Here is a 17,519-nt window from a genome sequence, read left to right on the forward strand (position 1 = left end):
CGTCACTCGCCGCTGAAGGTCACGCCGACACGGCCCAGGCCGTCGATTTCGGCTTCGAAGTGGTCGCCCGGCGCCACCGCCACCATCGGCCCTAGGGCGCCGGTGAGGATGATGTCGCCGGCCCGCAGTGGCTCGCCCAGGCGCGCCATGGTACGGGCGAGCCACACAGCGGCGTTGAGCGGGTGGCCCAGGCACTCGGCGCCAGTGCCACTGGACACCAGCTCACCGTTGCGGGTCATGCGCATGGCCGCGCCACGCAGGTCGAGGTCATGCAGTTGGCGCGCCGGGCCACCGAGCACGAAACAGCCACTGGAAGCGTTGTCGGCCACGGTATCGGCGAAGCGGATGTTCCAGCCCTGCACGCGGCTACCGACGATCTCCAACGCAGGCAACACATGGCCGGTTGCCGCGATCACGTCGGCGAAGGTGGTCTGGGCACTGGGCAGGTCGTGGGCGAGCACCAGGGCGATCTCGGCCTCGATCTTCGGCTGCATGACGCTGGCATACGGCACGCTTTCGTTGTCGCCGTAGCACATATCGGCGAACAGGCTGCCGAAGTCCGGCTGGTCGACACCCAGTTGCGCCTGCACCTTGGGGTTGGTCAGGCCGATCTTGCGCCCCACCAGACGGCGGCCTTCGGCCAGGGCGTGGGCAACGTTCAGGCGCTGGATGGCGTAGGCCGCCTCGGCGTTTTCCACGCCGATGGCATCACGCAACGGGGCGATGGCCTCACCCTGCTGTTGGGCGCGGCGCAGGTCGGCGGCCAGGCGCTCAAGGGTTTGCGAATCGATGGTCATGGGATGTACCTCAAATCAGTGCTGAAGGAAGTCCAGCACCAAGCGGTTGAACGTGTCGGCGTGCTCCCACTGCGCCCAGTGGCCGCAGTTGTTGAACACGTGCAGTTCGGAATTGGCAATACCGGCGATCAGGCGCAGGCCTACATCCATCGGCACGAAGCGGTCGTTGCGGCCCCAGACCACTAGGGTCTTGGCCTTGATTTCGCCCAGGCGCGCACTGAAGTCGGGGAACTGCTTGGGGTTGGCGGCCAGGCTGGCGACGAAGTTCTCCAGGTGGTCGCGGCGGCTGAGCATGTTGTCCAGGCGGGTCTGGAACAGTTCCTCGGTGAGGTCGCTTGGGTCGTAGACGAAGACGTTCATCATCTTCTTCAGGTTGTCGATGGTCGGCTCGCGGTACAGGCCGTTGATTAACTTGATGCCTTCGGTGGGCATCGGCACGAACGGGCTGGAGCCACCGGTGCCTCCGCCCATCAGCACCAGTTTGCCGACGCGCTCGGGGTAGCTCAGGGTGAAGGCCACGGCGCTGTGGCCGCCCATGGAGTTGCCGAGAATGTGCACGCGCTCCAGGCCCAGTACGTCGAGCAGGCCCTTGAGTGCGGTGGCGTTGAGGTCCGAGCGCGAGCCACTGTTGACGATCGGGTCGCTCTTGCTCCAGCCCGGGCAGTCCATCAGCACCACGCGGTAACCGGCAGCCAGCAGCGGCTGGATGTTACGGTTGAAGTTGGCCCAGCCACTGGCACCCGGACCGGAACCGTGCAGCATGACCACGGTCTCGGCGCCTTCGCCGAGGTCGTTGTAGTGCAGTTGCAGGTCGAGATCGCCTTCACGGATGCGGGCGAAACGGCTGCTGGCGTTTTCACTGAGAGAGATGTTGGTCATGATGGATCCTCCGTTCATCAGGTAAGGGAATGGGCGCTGAGCGAGCCGAAGCCGGCGATCCACTCCGGGATCGGCCGGTAGTAGCGCTCGCTGGCCTGGTAGTCGCCGAACGCAGAGAGCGCAGCGAAGGCCGCTACCCAGGTCTTGACCTCGTGGGTGGACTTGCCGGCCAGCGCCGACAGCTCGACATTGGCCATGGCGTCGAGCTCGCCGAAACGGCGTTGCTCCAGCAGGTCGAGGAAGTGGTTGTCCCAAGTCGGGTTGAGCGGATGCAACGTGTGCTGATCGCGCACGAAACCTTCGGCGGCGCTGATCACACGCTCCTGCCGGGCCTGGCGTTCGTTGGCCGGCAGGTCGCGGCCGCTGCCCATCAGGCGATCGGCCATGCGCGCATCGACATGGGCCAGCTCCGGCACCGGCGGCTGGTGCGACAGGCCACCGGAGCCGAGGAACAGCACACGTTTGCCGGTGCCCCGGGCGAAGCGGCCGATGGCCTCGCCGAGCAGACGGGCGCGAGCGAAGCCTGGCAGTGGCACTGCGACACTGTTGATGAATACCGGGATCACCGGTTTTTCAGCCAGGCCACCGAGCAGAAACTCCAACGGCTGGGCAAACCCATGGTCGACCTGCATGCAGTAGGACACGGCGGCGTCCACCCCGGCTGCCAACACCGCGTCGGCACAGGCATCGGCGAGGTCGCGCGGTACGTCGAGCGGGCCGGCGGCGCTCTGGAAGTCGCCGATGGCGGTGGCGCCCATGCCGATGCAGAAGGCCGGCATGACGTCATAGAAGAAGCCGTTGAAGTGATCCGGGGCGAACAGGAACACCAGTTCCGGGTCGAACGCGGCGATACGCGCACGGGCGGCGCCGATCACCTCATCCACTTCGGCCAGCACGGCTTGCTCCGGATCGACGTAACCCACCAACGGGGTATGCGACAGGCAATGCAGATAAGCGCTCATCTCAAGCCACCTTGGACGCCAGTGGCGCCTGTTGGCCAGCCTGGGGCTGGGCAGCCAATGCGCGCAGCAACGTGTCGCTGGCCTGGCCGATGGTCTGTGGAATGGCCACCGCACCGACGAAACGGTCCGGGCGCAACAGCGCAATCGATAGCGGGTAGCGGCCGAACCAATCCTTGAGGCGGCCGGTGCAATCACCCACGCGAACGACCCCGTCCGGCACTTCAAGCCCTGCCTTGAGCTGGACTTCCGGTAGCACCTGGATGAAGCAGGCACCCAGTGCACGCCAGGCCTGCACCTGGGCGCTGCTCAAGCCCCATAGCGGATCGTTGCCCCAGGCGATGAAGGCGAAGTTGCTACCGATCACGTCATCCAACAGGCGGATGTCACCCGACTCGGTGAGCACCTTGGGCTGGATGAACATACGCCCCACCGGCGAGGCCTTGCTCTTGTTGTCCGGCTCGGTCACCAGTGCGCCTTTGGTGTACTGCGGCATGGGCTTGAAGCGCATTTCCAGGAAGTACCGCTTGACCGCCGGCAGGTAGTTCAGCATCCAGGAAATACCGTCGCGCAAAGCACCTTGCCAGCGCTTGGGCGGCGCCAGCACGTGGCCAGCCAGCACCGACAAATCGATCATCGCCTTGGCGTGGTCACGGCGTTCCTGCTCGTAGGTGTCAAGCAGCGCTTCGCCAGCCAGGCCCTTGACCACCAGGGCCAGCTTCCAGCCCAGGTTGCTGGCGTCACGCATGCCACTGTTGTAGCCCTGACCCTGCCACACCGGCATGATGTGCGCAGCGTCGCCGGCCAGCAGCACCCGCTTGACTCGGAACTGGCTCGCCAGGCGGGCGTTGTGGGTGTACACGCGCTTGCGGATCAGCTCGACGCGGTCCGGGTCCGGCAGCACCTTGGCCAACAGCTTGCGCATGTTCTCGGGCTTGCCCAGCTGTTCTTCGGTCTCACCCGGCATCACCATGAACTCGAAGCGGCGCACGCCGTGCGGCAGCGCCGCCGACACATACGGCCGCACCGGGTCGCAGCACAGGTAGACGTTGGGGGTGCCCAGCGGATCGTTGGCAATGTCGATGACGATCCACTGATTGGGGGCGGTCTTGCCTTCAAAGGCAATGTCCAGGGTGCGGCGGATCAGGCTGTTGCCACCGTCGCATGCCACCAGGTAGCGGGCACGCACGCTTTCCTGGCAGCCTTCCGGGCCATTCATGCGCAGGCTCACTCCCTGCTCGTCCTGCTGGAACTCCACCACATCGCGTGAAAACAGCGTGCGCACATTGGCAAAACGCGCCAGCCCCCTATGTAGCACAGCATCGACCTGTGGCTGGATGAAGGCATTGCGTCGCGACCAGCCAAATTCGTCGGTGGTTGGCTGGATATCGGCGAAGCAGCGCCCCTTCGGCGTCAGGAAGCGCATCGCGTGCCAAGGTGTGGTGTGCGGCAGTACCTGCTCGACCAGGCCAATGGCCTGCACGGTCCGCAGCGACTCGTCGTCGATGCCGATGGCGCGAGGGTAGTCGATCAGCTGGTCGAGCTTCTCGATCTGCAGCACCTGCACCCCAGCCTGGCCGAGATAGTTGGCGATGGCCAGCCCTACCGGGCCGGCACCGATGATCACTACGTCTGCGGTGTAGTCGGTCTGAAAATGATCTGGATGCGGCTTGTTCATTGGTGTAATCCTCGACACTGCCCCACGGCGTCCCCGGCATATTCCAGGCAAGCCGCGACCGTCCTCGCGCAGGCAGGCGCAAGAGGGATGAAGGGGCGTTTTGACTGGTACGGGGTCTAGCGGAATGTCACCACGCTTCGAAGGAGGAAGGCGCAGGCAATGGATAGGGACGGCAGGCAGGCATGGCGCATGTTGTATTCCCCTGTCAGGGCATTTGTAGTTGTTGCGGCGAGTATAGAAATGATGCCGATTGCCCTACAATGAAAAATCGCCTTGTTGTGCACTAAGTGCACATCATTGTTTTATAAGGATTCTTCTTGAATATTGATCGAGACTCCGAATACAAGACCGTACGTGGGCTGAGCCGTGGCCTGGCCCTGCTCAACGCCCTCAACCGTCTGGACGGAGGTGCCAGCCCAACGCGCCTGGCCGAAATCACCGGCCTGCATCGCACGACCGTTCGGCGCCTGCTCGAGACCTTGCAGGACGAAGGCTACGTGCGCCGCAGCGAATCCGACGACAGCTTCCGTCTGGCCCTCAAGGTGCGTGAGTTGAGCGAAGGGTTTCGCGACGAACAGTGGATCTCCGCCATCGCCGCACCGTTGCTCGGCGACCTGTTGCAACGTGTGGTGTGGCCGACCGATATCTGCACGCTGGACGTGGACGAGATGGTGGTGCGCGAGACGACGCACCGCTTCAGCCGCCTGTCGTTCCACCGTTCGATGGTCGGACGTCGCCTACCGGTGTTGCAAACGGCAACCGGCCTGGCCTACCTGGCATTCTGCGGCGAGGCGGAACGTGAGCAGATCCTGGCGCTGCTGGCCACCCGCGACGAGCCCGAATGTCAGCTGGCCCGCGACCGTCTGGCGCTGGACAATATCCTGCGCAAGGCACGCCATCGTGGTTACGGCGAGAACTACATGGGTTGGAACCAGGAAGCCAACATAGCCTCCATTGCGGTGCCCCTGTACGACCATGACAGCCAACGACTACTGGGCTGTGTCAGCCTGATCTACATCGCCAAGGCCATGAGCATCGAACAAGCTGCGCAGCGTTATTTGCCAGCCCTACAATCTTTTTCTGAGCAAATCCGGGAGGGCCTCAATGTTGATCCGAAAGTGAACTAAGAATGTCAAAAAGGAACCAGTATGCTGCTTCAGATATCGGCAAGATTTCCGTCGATCTACAGGGAAAATACCAGAATGGCGAGCGGTTACAGTCTTTACACGCTCACCTAAACATCCTTACCGTTTCCGTTACAATCCAGAGCGCTATCACAAGCTGCACGCCATGGCTGTAGACCTCCGGGGTCGCTCTACAAATGCATCTAGATCACATTTGGCAGTACCTCTCAACAACGATATAGTGCCACGCTTCCTGCCCCTTTTATCGTGGTCGCGAGCGTGATTGTCGTGCCGACACGCAGTCAGAAGCTGAAACTCTACCTCGCCGAGGATATGGTCCAGGAGGCCTGGTTGCGCGCTTCAACGATGCCAACGTCGGCCGCGTCGCGCTGCCACAGCCAGTGGGCTACCTGTATTCGCCAGGCAGTCTGTACCATTACCGACATGAATACACAGATCGCCTGCGCCGCTGAGCAACAGAGCAGCGTTGCTGAGGAAATCAGCCGAAATGTCGAAGCAGTCAACCAGGTGGTAAGCGCATTGTCAGACCAAGCCGAGCAATCATCTGCCGTCAGCCAGCAATTAAATCATCTTGCCGTTGGTCAGCAGACACTACTCGGCCGGTTTAAGGTTTGAGCCTGGTAATTATGCCGTTCGGCTTTGCTCACCTGTCATTGAGCGCGCTCTGAGCCACAGATAGCAGAAAACCGAACCCGCCCCTGCCGCTGCAATTACCAAGCACATGGGGCGGGGCGAGCCGTCGGCCAAACTCCCTACCAATGCGCTAAATGCCGCACCGAGTGCAAATTGGCTAGCTACCGCAAGCCCAGCTGCGGCACCAGCGTTGGCTGGGAATAGCTTCAGCAAACTTGCCACACAGTTGGCGCCCATCAAGCCAGTGACACTGACAAACAGCACGACCAGCAGCACGATTCCGGCCAAACCAGGCGCCTCGGTACTTGACATCACCCCCAGCCCGATAGAAGCGACGCTGACGATCGTTGCACCAACGCCAAGCATTGCCTGCGGGCCGAAACGAGTCACCAGACGCGCGTTAATGAGCGTCACTATGATCACTCCGAAAATGTTAAGCCCGAAGAGCCAGCCGTAATCTTGAGGGGAGACTTCAAAGTACTCAATATACACATACGGCGACGCAGTGATGAAGGCGAACATACCGCCAAACGACAAGCCCATGCACAGGATGTATGCGAGCGCCTGGGAACTCCGCGCGATCTGCCAATAACCTGCCAGGGCGATACCGAGCGTTCCAGCTCGTCGCTCGGCAGGATGAGTCTCGGTTATATAGCGAAAGCTGGCAAGCAGGCATACGGCGGCAAAAGCGAATAACGCGGCAAAGATGCTCCGCCAGCTGTGCAACTGCATCAATACCCCACCTACCAAGGGTGCGACGAGTGTCGCTAACATTGTTACTAGGTGCATGAGCGATAACGTACGTGCTGCCTGACCGATCGAAAAAACATCACGCACTATCGTTCGGGCCAGCACCGACGCAGCAGCTCCACCCAGTGCCTGCAAAAAGCGCCATCCGACCAGTGCTTCGATATTTTCGGCGAACATACAACCAACTGTTGCCCCCAGATACAGTGCCATCCCCCAAATTAGGACCGGCCGCCGTCCGAAGCGATCCGAACAGGGTCCATGAAACAGCATTCCGATGCACAAGCCGGCGAGAAACGCGCCGATGGTGAGCTGGACGCTACTGGCGCTTGCTCCCAGATCAGCCGCAATGGTCGGCAGACTCGGCAGGTACGTGTCGATTGATAGGGGGGCGAACGCCACAAGGGCTGCGAGCAGGACGATCAGGCGACCAGGGTTACTCAACATCTGTGCTCCGTCAGGTGAGATGAATTCGATAACTTCTTAACATTCTGCCTTCAAAACGGCAGAATAGTTAACAATTTAATGACCTCATGATGAGCAATGCCCGTGACCCTGCTCCTGACTGTAATAGACCAATCACCGGTTCATCAGCACCAGACCCTTGTCACTGCACCTGGGCTGTCGCTGGAACTGGCCATCGAATGCGAGCAGCTCGGGTACCACCGCTACTGGCTGGCAGAGCACCACAACAGTATCCAGTTCAGTGGCACGGCGCCGGAGATCCTCCTCACCCGTATCGCCAGCGCTACTCGCAGCATGCGCGTTGGGAGCGGCGGTGTAATGCTGAGCCATTACAGCCCCTACAAAGTGGCGGAGACCTTTGCATTGCTTGGCGGACTTTTTCCTGGTCGGGTGGATCTTGGCATCGGACGCGCACCTGGCGGCGGCACCATGAGCAGCCACGCGCTGGCCATGCCAGGGCGCGTGCCGGATGTCGATCAGTTTCCTGCTCAGGCTGCCATGCTGTGTGCATTTCTGCGAGGCGGCTTCCCCATTGGGCACGGCTATGACGTCCTCACCTTCGATTTGCCGGTCAAGTCGATGCCTTCACTTTGGATGCTGGGCTCTGGCGGGGGAAGTTCCCAACTGGCCGGTCAACTGGGGATGGGCTTGGCGTTGGCGCAGTTCATCACCCCAAATGCCTGCACTCCGCGAATTTTTGACGATCACAGATGGGCATGGCAACGTGCTGGACTTGCCAGCCCTCCTCCCCGTCTTCTAGCAGTCGCGGCTATCTGCGCGAATACGGATGAAGAAGCGCGCTACATCGCCGGCACTGCGGTGTACCGAAAGCTTAGCGCTGGCAAGGCTCCACGCGAGGTTCTCCTCAGCCCAGCCGAGGTGCAGCGACGCTACAGGCAGATGAGCCCAGTTGAACGTGCCAAGTACGATGAAACCTTGGCTGGTATGGTAGTGGGCTCAGCGCAGACCTGCCGGCGCAGGATTAGCGAATTCGCGCGAGATTTCCAATGCGATGAAATTGGCATCGTCACCGTTACCCACCGCTTCGAAGACCGCCTACGCAGTTATCAATTGCTGGCGGGAGACCAGCCCTGCGCTTTTGACTGATGAGCCCAGAGCGTGAGCTCAAGGCTCAATGCGTTTTAGCTCGTTAAGCAGTTGCAGTAGTTGTTTGAGCTTATCTTCACCGAATTGCGCCTGAATTCTGCGGTAGTTGGCTTCCATTCCTTCACGCATGGCTTCGAAACTCGCGCGGCCCGAGTGAGTCAGCGTCACGAATACTCGACGTAGATCCTCGGTGCCCTTACGTCTGCACACCAGTCCGTCCCGCTCCAAGCGGCTGAGAACCCCGGTCATGCTCGGCTTTAGGATACAGGCCAAGTGTGCTAGCTGGTGACTTTCCAGCTCACCCTGTTGGTGCAAGATGCGAATAACCCGCCATTGCTGTTCTGTCAGATCGTGCTCATTGAGCAACGGCCGGAAAAATGCCATTGCGGCTTCACGGGCCTGCAGCAAGCTCAGCGTTAGTGAAGGGCGAATCTCGGTCATGAGTAAAGCCTGTGCCTTTTGATTCAATCGATAAGATTAGGAGAATCTGACGAATGCGACAACTGCTGCACTCTATGAAAAGTGCAATCTGTTCCACGGAAAACCCATTTAAGACCGCCCTGCAAGCTGCGAGCATCGCTATCAAACAACGACAATTCTTGCAGGTATCGTCACGTGGCTACCTCACTGCAACTCCGCCTGCCGCTGCCGATACTCGCCTGGTGTAAGGCCCGCATACCGATTGAAGAAACGGCTGAAATAGGCCGGATCCTTGAAGCCGAGCTGGTAGCAAATTTCATTCACCGAACTGCCGGAGAAAAGCAGCAAGCGCCTGGCCTCCTGCATCAGCCGCTCCAGCACCAGGCGTTTGGATGGCAGATCGGCGACTCGCCTGCAAATGTCGTTGAGCCGCGCTTCAGTGACCCCGATCTGTGCTGCATAGCTCGCCAGTGGCCAGTGCTCAAGGTAGTGCGCCTCGATCAAAGCGTTGAAGCGGTGAAATATCTTCAAGTCTTCATGACGGGCCGGAGTTGCCTCGCGCGAGTTGGGACAAAGCCGCAACAAGCTGATCATGATCAGCCGCGTGAGCGATTGCAACGCCGCATCGCGTCCCGGACTAGAGCCGGCGAACTCATCGCTGAGCGCCTCCAGCCATATTTCCAGGCGCCGCGCCTCGGCATGATCCGCCGCCGGCACCTTGGTCAGCGCCACGCAAGCAGGCCGCACCTGCATTCCCGCCGGCAACAGGCTGGCATCTGCCTCGATCAATTGCCAAACCAACTGCTGGCGTACCGTGAGTACATGCCCGTCGCTGTCCGGATCGGTGACGAAAGAGTGAGTCACGGTCGGAGGCGTAAGGAAGAACATCGGCCCCGATTCGATGAACTGCTGGTCGTCCAGATACACCCGCACAGTGCCAGACTTTACGTAGTGCACTTGAAAGAAGCGATCGTGGCGGTGCACCGGCATGTTGCGTCCAAAAAATCCGGCGAGGTTGCCAAGCCGGTCGTGATGCACCTCGCTCTCGCTGTAGCGCTGGTCGTAAACCTGACCGATGTTGATGTTCGGAATGGGATGCCGATTGCTCATTGCTGGTTGTCCGCCAATGACTTGACCAGAGTTGCCAAGGCTCATGGTGCACCCGCCAAGCGGGAGCTACAAGGGAAGCCTTGACCATAGTTAACATATTAACTATAACATTAACACATTAACGATATTCGGAGCAGCAGCCTGCTCCACCACTGCCAGGAGAAAAGCATGAGCCATGCGTTGCATGACGTTGCGAACGGCACCGTGTTCGGCGTTGCGCTGAACTACAACGGTCTGCTAGAGCAGCGTCTGGCCGAGTTCGAAAAGCCGCCGTACAAGCAGGCGCCAGTCAAGCCGGTGCTCTTCATCAAGACGCCGAACACCCGCAATGCCCACGGTCGCAATGTGATCCACCCAGCCGGTGAACGCTTGCAACCAGGTCCAGCCCTGGGCGTGGTGATCGGCAAAGACGCCACCCGGGTGAGTGCCGCCGATGCGATGACCCATGTGGCCGGCTTCACCATCGTCAACGAGTACAGCCTGCCGGAAGACAGCTACTACCGTCCGGCGGTCAAGGCCAAGTGCCGCGATGGCTTCTGCGCCATTGGTCCCGACCTGATCCCGGTTTCCGCAGTCACCGACCCGCACCAGCTGACCCTCAAGCTCTATGTGAACGGCGTCGTGATGCAGGAAAACACTACCGCCAACCTGGTGCGCAGCATTCCGCAGTTGATTGCAGAATTGAGCGAGTTCATGACCCTGCACGCTGGGGATGTACTGATTACCGGCACCCCGGAGGGCCGTGTCGACGTCCATCCCGGTGACCTCGTCGAAGTCGAGATCACCGGCCTTGGCCGTCTGGCCAACACCATCGTTGCAGAGCCGGGGGAGCCAGCATGAAACACGCGCGTATCCGTTATGAAGGCAGCGTCCATGCTGTTACCGTCGAAGCCGACACCACCGTTCGCCTGGCCGACGGTCGAATGCTCGATGAAAGCCAGTTCGAGTGGCTGCCACCGGCAAACGGAAGCATGTTCGCCCTCGGCTTGAACTATGCCGACCACGCCAAGGAGCTCGCCTTCGCTCCGCCCACCGAGCCGCTGGCGTTTATCAAGTCCCCCGGCACCTACACCGGACACAACCAGGTCACCTGGCGCCCGGACAACGTCGAGTACATGCACTACGAGTGTGAGCTGGTTGCTGTCATAGGCAAGCCGGCGAAGAACGTCAAGCGCGAGAACGCCTTGGAGTACGTGGCCGGGTACACCGTGTGCAACGACTACGCCATCCGCGACTACCTGGAAAATTACTATCGCCCCAACCTGCGGGTGAAGAACCGCGACGCCACCACGCCCGTTGGCCCGTGGGTCGTCGACGCAGCCGAAGTGCCAGATGTGAGCAACCTGAAACTACGCACCTGGATCAACGGTGAGCTGAAGCAGGAAGGCACCACGGCGGACATGATCTTCGACATTCCATACCTGATCGAATACTTCTCCAGCTTCATGACCCTGCAACCAGGCGACATGATCGCCACTGGCACGCCAGAGGGCTTGGCCGACGTGGTACCGGGCGACGAAGTGGTGGTGGAAGTGGAAGGCGTCGGACGCCTGGTCAACCGCATCGTCAGCGAAGCTGACTTCTTCAAGAACAACAAGGCATGAGCAGCATGATCAAACATTGGATCAACGGCCGTGAGGTCGAGAGCAAAGACACCTTCGTCAACTACAACCCTGCCACGGGCGAAGCCATCTGCGAAGTCGCCAGCGGCGGCGCCGAGGAAGTGGCTCAAGCTGTGGCCGCGGCAAAGGAAGCGTTCCCCAAGTGGGCCAACACCCCCGCCAAGGAACGTGCCCGCCTGATGCGCAAGCTCGGTGAGTTGATCGACCAGAACGTTCCGAAGCTGGCGGAATTGGAGACCCTCGACACCGGCCTGCCGATCCACCAGACCAAGAACGTACTGATCCCGCGTGCCTCGCATAACTTCGACTTCTTCGCCGAAGTCTGCACTCGCATGGACGGCCACACCTACCCGGTGGACGACCAGATGCTCAACTACACCCTGTACCAGCCGGTCGGCGTGTGCGGTCTGGTGTCGCCGTGGAACGTGCCGTTCATGACCGCCACCTGGAAGACCGCGCCGTGCCTGGCTCTGGGCAACACTGCGGTACTGAAGATGAGCGAACTGTCGCCGCTGACTGCCAACGAACTGGGCCGCCTCGCGGTCGAGGCCGGCATCCCGAATGGCGTGCTCAACGTGATCCAGGGCTACGGCGCCACGGCTGGCGACGCCCTGGTGCGTCACCCGGACGTTCGCGCGATCTCCTTCACCGGTGGCACCGCTACCGGGCGCAAGATCATGCAGACCGCGGGCCTGAAAAAATACTCGATGGAACTGGGCGGCAAGTCGCCAGTGGTGATCTTCGAAGACGCCGATCTGGACCGCGCCCTGGACGCCGCTCTGTTCACCATTTTCTCGCTCAATGGTGAGCGCTGCACTGCCGGCAGCCGCATCTTTATCCAGGAAAGCGTGTACCCGCAGTTCGTCGCTGAGTTCGCAGCCCGCGCCAAGCGCCTGATTGTTGGTGACCCAACCGATCCGAAGACCCAAGTCGGCTCGATGATCACTCAGGCGCACTACGACAAGGTGACTGGCTACATCAAGATCGGCATGGAGGAAGGCGCGCGCCTGGTCGCGGGCGGCCTAGAGCGCCCGGCAAACCTGCCGGCACACCTTTCCAAGGGGCAGTTCATTCAGCCTACTGTGTTCGCTGACGTGAACAACAAAATGCGCATTGCCCAAGAAGAAATCTTTGGCCCAGTAGTCTGCCTTATCCCATTTAAAGACGAAGCCGAAGCGTTGCAACTGGCCAACGACACCGAGTACGGCCTGGCCTCCTACATCTGGACCCAGGACATTGGCAAGGCTCATCGCCTGGCCCGCAGCATTGAAGCCGGCATGGTGTTCATCAACAGCCAGAACGTGCGCGATCTCCGTCAGCCGTTCGGTGGTGTGAAGGGCTCGGGCACCGGCCGCGAAGGTGGACAGTACAGCTTCGAAGTGTTCGCCGAAATCAAAAACGTCTGCATTTCCATGGGTAGCCACCACATCCCGCGCTGGGGCGTGTGACTTTTAACCCAACGCGCCGGGCGGGCCAATGTTCTGACGACAACCTGATCCGCTCAGCGCCGCGGGATCTCCAACAATAAGGAGTCTGATCATGGGTAAAGTGGCCCTAGCGGCAAAGATCACTCACGTGCCCAGCATGTACCTGTCGGAAATCCCTGGCCCTCGCCAGGGATTTCGCCAGGCCGCGATCGACGGGCATTACGAGATCAGCCGCCGCTGCCGTGAGCTGGGTGTGGACACCATCGTCGTGTTCGACACCCACTGGCTAGTCAATGCCAACTACCACATTCTGTGTGGCGAGCACTTCCAGGGGGTATACACCTCCAACGAACTGCCTCACTTCATCAGCAACATGGCCTATGAGTTCCCTGGCAACAAGGACCTGGGCCTGATCTTGAGCGAAGCCTGCAATCGCTTCGGCATCGAGACCATGGCCCACCACGCCACTACTTTGGGGCCTGAATATGGCACCCTTGTCCCGATGCGCTACATGAACCAGGACCAGCACTTCAAAGTGATTTCGGTCTCGGCGCTGTGCACATCGCACTACCTGGCCGACAGCGCCCGTCTCGGCTGGGCCATGCGCAAGGCAGTGGAAGACCACTACGACGGCACCGTGGCGTTCTTTGCCAGTGGCTCGCTTTCCCACCGCTTCGCCCAGAACGGCCAGGCGCCAGACTTTGCCACCAAAGTCTGGAGCCCGTTCCTCGAAACTCTGGATCACCGTGTGGTGAAAATGTGGGAGAACGCAGAATGGGAAGCGTTCTGCGGGATGCTTCCTGAGTACGCGGCCAAAGGCCACGGTGAAGGGTTCATGCACGATACGGCGATGCTGCTGGGTGTACTCGGCTGGTCGAAGTACGACGGTAGGGCTGAGGTGGTGACCCCGTACTTCGGTTCATCGGGTACCGGGCAGATCAACGCTATCTTCCCGATCACGCCTCAGGACGGCTCGGCGATACCGCCTGCGCAAGCAGCAAATCCGGCGGGTGTGGTTTCCACCAGCCGACTCTGACCCATTTGCCAGGCCACCGCTTGGCGGCCTGGTGCCCTCGCCACAAGGAAGCACCTCATGCCACACCTGGTTCTGCTCTACACCCCCGACCTGGAAGCCGATGCCGATATCCCCGGCCTGTGCCGCGCCCTCGCCGACTGCATGCTCGAACAGCACGACGAAACCGGCAAGTCGGTCTTCCCAACCGGTGGAACCCGCGTACTTGCCTACCCTGCCGCCCATTGCGCAGTGGCAGACGGTAACGGCGACTACGGGTTCATGTACGCCAACCTGCGCATGGGCAGTGGCCGAAGCCACGCCGTACATAAAACGGTCGGCGATAGCCTGCTGCAGGTTCTAAAGCAGCGTCTGGATGCACTGCTGCTGCAGCGGCCGATTGGCATCACCCTGCAGATCGACGAAAGCGCTCAGCAAGTCTATGACGCCAAACACAGCACCTTGCACCCGCTGTTCAATCGCCCGGCCTGATTTCAGGCCGCCCGTTGCTTCATCACACAACAAGTACAAAAAAATGAGCACACTCGAACATGCCTCTCCGGCCCACACTCAGGCCGAACTGGCCGACGCGACCCACCGCGCGGTCACCTGGCGGCTGATGCCGTTGCTGCTGATCTGCTACCTGTTCGCCCACCTCGACCGCATCAACATCGGCTTTGCCAAGATGCAGATGAGCCAAGACCTGCAGCTGTCCGACACGGTCTACGGGCTGGGCGCCGGACTGTTTTTCATTGCCTATGCATTATTCGGCGTGCCTAGCAATCTGATGCTCGAGCGCATCGGCCCACGCCGCTGGATCGCCACGCTGATGGTGGTATGGGGGGCGCTGTCGGCCAGTATGCTGCTGATCGAGAGCAGCAGCGCTTTCTACCTGCTGCGCTTTGCTCTGGGTGCCGCAGAGGCTGGTTTCTTTCCGGGCATCCTGGTCTACCTCAATCGTTGGTACCCCGCCGGACGCCGAGCCCAGGTCACCGCATTGTTCGCCATCGCCGTGCCGCTTGCCGGGGTGGTTGGCGGGCCGTTGTCAGGGGCGATCCTGTCATTCATGCACGACGCAGCTGGTCTGCGTGGCTGGCAGTGGATGTTCCTACTCGAAGGCGCGCCAGTGATCCTACTGGGCTTGTTGGTGCTGGCTGCACTGCCTGAACGCTTCGAGCTGGTGCACTGGCTCGACGACCGGCAGAAGGCTGCATTGCGCGCCCAGTTCGGCAGCGAAGAGCAGCGCAAAACCGTGACATCCTTGGGCGGCGTCTTTTCCAGCCCGGCGATCTGGCTGCTGGTGGCTGTGTACTGCGCTGTGATGCTGGCAGTCAACACGTTGGCCTTCTGGATGCCCAGCCTTATTCATGGTGCTGGCATCGGCAGCGACGCGAGCGTCGGTATGCTCAGCGCCCTACCTTACCTGGCTGGCTGCGTGTTCATGCTCGCGTGCGGCCGCTCCAGCGACCGCCAGCGCGAGCGCCGCTGGCATCTGTGCGTGCCGCTTCTGATGGCCGCAGCCGGTATCGGCATCACCGGCCTGGCCCCGCAGCAACCTTGGCCAGTATTGGGCGGGTTGGTGTTGGCGGGCATGGGAGCCAGCGCGGCCTTGCCGATGTTCTGGCAGTTACCACCAGCGTTCCTCAATGCTCGCACCCAGGCTGCCGGTATTGCCCTGATCAGTTCACTGGGCAGCATCGCCTCGTTCGCGGCGCCCTATTTCATCGGATGGGTGCGCGACACCACGCAAAGTGCAAGTCTCGCGCTCTACGCGCTCGCCTGCTTCATCACCCTAGGTGGCCTGCTGGTGCTGCGCACCCGGGCCGCCATCGTCAACCCTTGAACACAGAGATTGTCACCATGCTTGATAACGCTTTCATCCAGCAGGCCGCCGAACGCCTCGACCAAGCAGAGCGCTCGCGCGAGCAGATCCGCCAGTTCTCCATTGAGCAGCCAGCGATTACCATCGAAGACGCTTACGCCATCCAACGCGCCTGGGTAGCCAAGAAGATCGCCGCTGGCCGCAAGCTGGTAGGACACAAGATCGGCCTGACCTCACGCGCCATGCAGGTATCTTCGAACATCACCGAACCCGACTATGGCGCCCTGCTCGACGACATGTTGTTCGACGAAGGAAGCGACATCCCCTTTGATCGTTTCATCGTGCCACGGGTAGAGGTAGAGCTGGCGTTCATCTTGGGCAAACCACTCAAGGGCCCCAACGTCACCGTTTTCGATGTAATGGAAGCCACTGAGTGGGTGATCCCGGCACTGGAGATCATCGACGCCCGTATCCAACAAGTCGACCCGCAGACCCAAGTCACCCGCAAGGTGTTCGACACCATCTCCGACAACGCCGCCAATGCTGGTGTGGTCATGGGGGGGCGGGCAGTGCGCCCCACAGACATAGACCTGCGCAAGGTGCCGGCAGTGCTGTACCGCAATGGCGTGATCGAGGAGTCCGGTGTGAGTGCCGCGGTGCTCAACCACCCAGCCAAAGGTGTCGCCTGGCTGGCCAACAAACTGGCGCCGTACGACGTCACCCTGCAGCCTGGCCAGATCATTCTCGGTGGTTCGTTCACTCGCCCTGTAGCCGCTCGTCCTGGAGACACCTTCCACGTCGACTACGACATGCTTGGCTCAATCGCCTGCCGCTTCATCTGAGGACTGACCATGGACATGCCTATCAACCATTTCAAAAAACGCCTGCGCAGCGGCCAGGTTCAGATCGGCCTATGGCTCGGCCTGGCCGATGCCTATTGCGCCGAACTGGCCGCCAATGCCGGCTTCGACTGGCTGCTCATCGATGGTGAACATGCACCCAACGACCTGCGCGGCATGCTCGCGCAGTTACAGGCAGTGGCGCCCTACCCTAGCCAGGCCGTGATACGTCCAGTGGTCGGCGATACCGCATTGATCAAGCAAGTGCTGGATATAGGTGCTCAAACCCTTCTGGTACCGATGGTCGAAAGCGCCGAGCAGGCGCGGCAACTGGTCAAAGCCGTGCACTACCCGCCGACCGGCGTACGTGGCGTGGGCAGTGCATTGGCGCGGGCGTCGCGCTGGAACAGCATCGCCGGCTACTTGGACCACGCGGACGCGCAGATGTGTCTGCTGGTGCAAATAGAGAACAAGGAAGGCCTAGCCAACTTGGACGAAATCGTCGCAGTGGACGGGGTCGATGGCGTGTTCATCGGCCCTGCTGACCTCAGTGCTGCCCTGGGCCACCGTGGTAATCCAGGGCACCCTGAAGTGCAGGCAGCGATCGAAGATGCCATTGTGCGCATCGGTAAGGCCGGCAAAGCGGCAGGCATTCTCAGCGCCGACGAGAAGTTGGCTCGTCGTTATATCGAACTGGGTGCAGCCTTTGTCGCAGTCGGCGTCGATACCACCGTGCTCATGCGCGGACTGCGGGACTTGGCGGGCAAGTTCAAGGATATACCTGCGGTGAACAGTACCGGCGACGGTGTCTACTAAGTCTTCGCTACCACTGAAAACGACAACGGCGCCCGATAGGC

At 60.9% G+C, this 17,519-nt stretch carries 17 protein-coding genes and 1 pseudogene; 11 read left to right on the forward strand and 7 right to left on the reverse strand.

Features of this window, described 5'->3' with window-relative positions:
* Positions 1-2 precede the first annotated feature (2 nt).
* Genes mhpD through ACF8RA_RS19375 form a run of 4 tightly spaced genes read right to left on the reverse strand, consistent with a single transcriptional unit; the run spans position 3 to position 4,313 of the window.
* Positions 3-797, reverse strand: a complete 795-nt coding sequence (gene mhpD / locus ACF8RA_RS19360) for a 2-keto-4-pentenoate hydratase (protein ID WP_176684712.1) — start codon at positions 795-797, stop codon at positions 3-5.
* A 15-nt stretch (positions 798-812) separates the two neighbouring features.
* Complete coding sequence (locus ACF8RA_RS19365) at positions 813-1,676, reverse strand: alpha/beta fold hydrolase (protein WP_392519443.1); 864 nt, start codon at positions 1,674-1,676, stop codon at positions 813-815.
* Between the two features lie 17 nt (positions 1,677-1,693).
* Entirely contained in the window at positions 1,694-2,638 is a 945-nt protein-coding gene (gene mhpB, locus ACF8RA_RS19370) for a 3-carboxyethylcatechol 2,3-dioxygenase (protein WP_392514382.1), read from the reverse strand.
* Position 2,639: 1 nt separating this feature from the next.
* Complete coding sequence (locus tag ACF8RA_RS19375; RefSeq protein ID WP_176684715.1) at positions 2,640-4,313, reverse strand: bifunctional 3-(3-hydroxy-phenyl)propionate/3-hydroxycinnamic acid hydroxylase; 1,674 nt, start codon at positions 4,311-4,313, stop codon at positions 2,640-2,642.
* 317 nt (positions 4,314-4,630) lie between these two features.
* Between ACF8RA_RS19375 and ACF8RA_RS19380 the strand changes: the two genes are divergently transcribed.
* Complete coding sequence (locus ACF8RA_RS19380) at positions 4,631-5,440, forward strand: DNA-binding transcriptional regulator (RefSeq protein WP_209965210.1); 810 nt, start codon at positions 4,631-4,633, stop codon at positions 5,438-5,440.
* Between the two features lie 411 nt (positions 5,441-5,851).
* Positions 5,852-6,073, forward strand: a pseudogene (locus ACF8RA_RS19385) (chemotaxis protein); the annotation flags it as partial.
* Positions 6,074-6,082: 9 nt separating this feature from the next.
* Here ACF8RA_RS19385 and ACF8RA_RS19390 read toward each other — a convergent pair.
* Positions 6,083-7,285: a Bcr/CflA family multidrug efflux MFS transporter gene (locus tag ACF8RA_RS19390; protein ID WP_392488282.1), complete on the reverse strand. Its 1,203-nt coding sequence runs from the start codon at positions 7,283-7,285 to the stop codon at positions 6,083-6,085.
* A 102-nt stretch (positions 7,286-7,387) separates the two neighbouring features.
* Here ACF8RA_RS19390 and ACF8RA_RS19395 point away from each other — a divergent pair, with 102 nt between their 5' ends.
* Positions 7,388-8,410, forward strand: coding sequence for an MsnO8 family LLM class oxidoreductase (locus tag ACF8RA_RS19395; protein WP_392519444.1), 1,023 nt, complete (start codon positions 7,388-7,390; stop codon positions 8,408-8,410).
* A gap of 18 nt (positions 8,411-8,428) precedes the next feature.
* Here ACF8RA_RS19395 and hpaR read toward each other — a convergent pair whose 3' ends face one another.
* Together hpaR and hpaA are read right to left on the reverse strand one after the other, a co-directional pair.
* Positions 8,429-8,851, reverse strand: coding sequence for a homoprotocatechuate degradation operon regulator HpaR (hpaR, locus tag ACF8RA_RS19400; RefSeq protein ID WP_176684719.1), 423 nt, complete (start codon positions 8,849-8,851; stop codon positions 8,429-8,431).
* 183 nt (positions 8,852-9,034) lie between these two features.
* Positions 9,035-9,940, reverse strand: a complete 906-nt coding sequence (gene hpaA, locus ACF8RA_RS19405; RefSeq protein ID WP_209969769.1) for a 4-hydroxyphenylacetate catabolism regulatory protein HpaA — start codon at positions 9,938-9,940, stop codon at positions 9,035-9,037.
* A 168-nt stretch (positions 9,941-10,108) separates the two neighbouring features.
* Between hpaA and ACF8RA_RS19410 the strand changes: the two genes are divergently transcribed.
* The 8 genes from ACF8RA_RS19410 to hpaI all read left to right on the forward strand — a co-directional run bounded on the left by ACF8RA_RS19410 (position 10,109) and on the right by hpaI (position 17,478).
* A complete protein-coding gene (locus tag ACF8RA_RS19410) occupies positions 10,109-10,780 on the forward strand; it encodes a fumarylacetoacetate hydrolase family protein (protein WP_176684720.1) in 672 nt (223 codons plus the stop codon).
* On the forward strand, positions 10,777-11,544 hold the full coding sequence (locus ACF8RA_RS19415) for a fumarylacetoacetate hydrolase family protein (protein ID WP_209965201.1): 768 nt from the start codon (positions 10,777-10,779) through the stop codon (positions 11,542-11,544). Before ACF8RA_RS19410 ends, ACF8RA_RS19415 begins: the two co-directional genes overlap by 4 nt.
* 5 nt (positions 11,545-11,549) lie before the next feature.
* Positions 11,550-13,010 carry a 5-carboxymethyl-2-hydroxymuconate semialdehyde dehydrogenase gene (hpaE, locus tag ACF8RA_RS19420; RefSeq protein ID WP_176684752.1) on the forward strand — a complete coding sequence of 487 codons (1,461 nt, stop codon included), beginning with the start codon at positions 11,550-11,552 and terminating at the stop codon, positions 13,008-13,010.
* Between the two features lie 91 nt (positions 13,011-13,101).
* Positions 13,102-14,025 carry a 3,4-dihydroxyphenylacetate 2,3-dioxygenase gene (gene hpaD / locus ACF8RA_RS19425; RefSeq protein WP_176684722.1) on the forward strand — a complete coding sequence of 308 codons (924 nt, stop codon included), beginning with the start codon at positions 13,102-13,104 and terminating at the stop codon, positions 14,023-14,025.
* Positions 14,026-14,082: 57 nt separating this feature from the next.
* Positions 14,083-14,493 carry a 5-carboxymethyl-2-hydroxymuconate isomerase gene (locus ACF8RA_RS19430; RefSeq protein ID WP_392519445.1) on the forward strand — a complete coding sequence of 137 codons (411 nt, stop codon included), beginning with the start codon at positions 14,083-14,085 and terminating at the stop codon, positions 14,491-14,493.
* Between the two features lie 43 nt (positions 14,494-14,536).
* Positions 14,537-15,844, forward strand: a complete 1,308-nt coding sequence (locus ACF8RA_RS19435; protein WP_176684724.1) for an MFS transporter — start codon at positions 14,537-14,539, stop codon at positions 15,842-15,844.
* A gap of 17 nt (positions 15,845-15,861) precedes the next feature.
* Positions 15,862-16,665, forward strand: coding sequence for a 2-oxo-hept-4-ene-1,7-dioate hydratase (gene hpaH / locus ACF8RA_RS19440; RefSeq protein ID WP_176684725.1), 804 nt, complete (start codon positions 15,862-15,864; stop codon positions 16,663-16,665).
* 9 nt (positions 16,666-16,674) lie between these two features.
* Entirely contained in the window at positions 16,675-17,478 is an 804-nt protein-coding gene (hpaI, locus tag ACF8RA_RS19445) for a 4-hydroxy-2-oxoheptanedioate aldolase (protein WP_176684726.1), read from the forward strand.
* The last annotated feature ends 41 nt before the right edge of the window (positions 17,479-17,519 follow it).

The sequence above is a fragment of the Pseudomonas sp. FYR_5 genome, assembly GCF_043106315.1.
GTDB classification, from domain to species: Bacteria; Pseudomonadota; Gammaproteobacteria; order Pseudomonadales; family Pseudomonadaceae; genus Aquipseudomonas; species Aquipseudomonas putida_Y.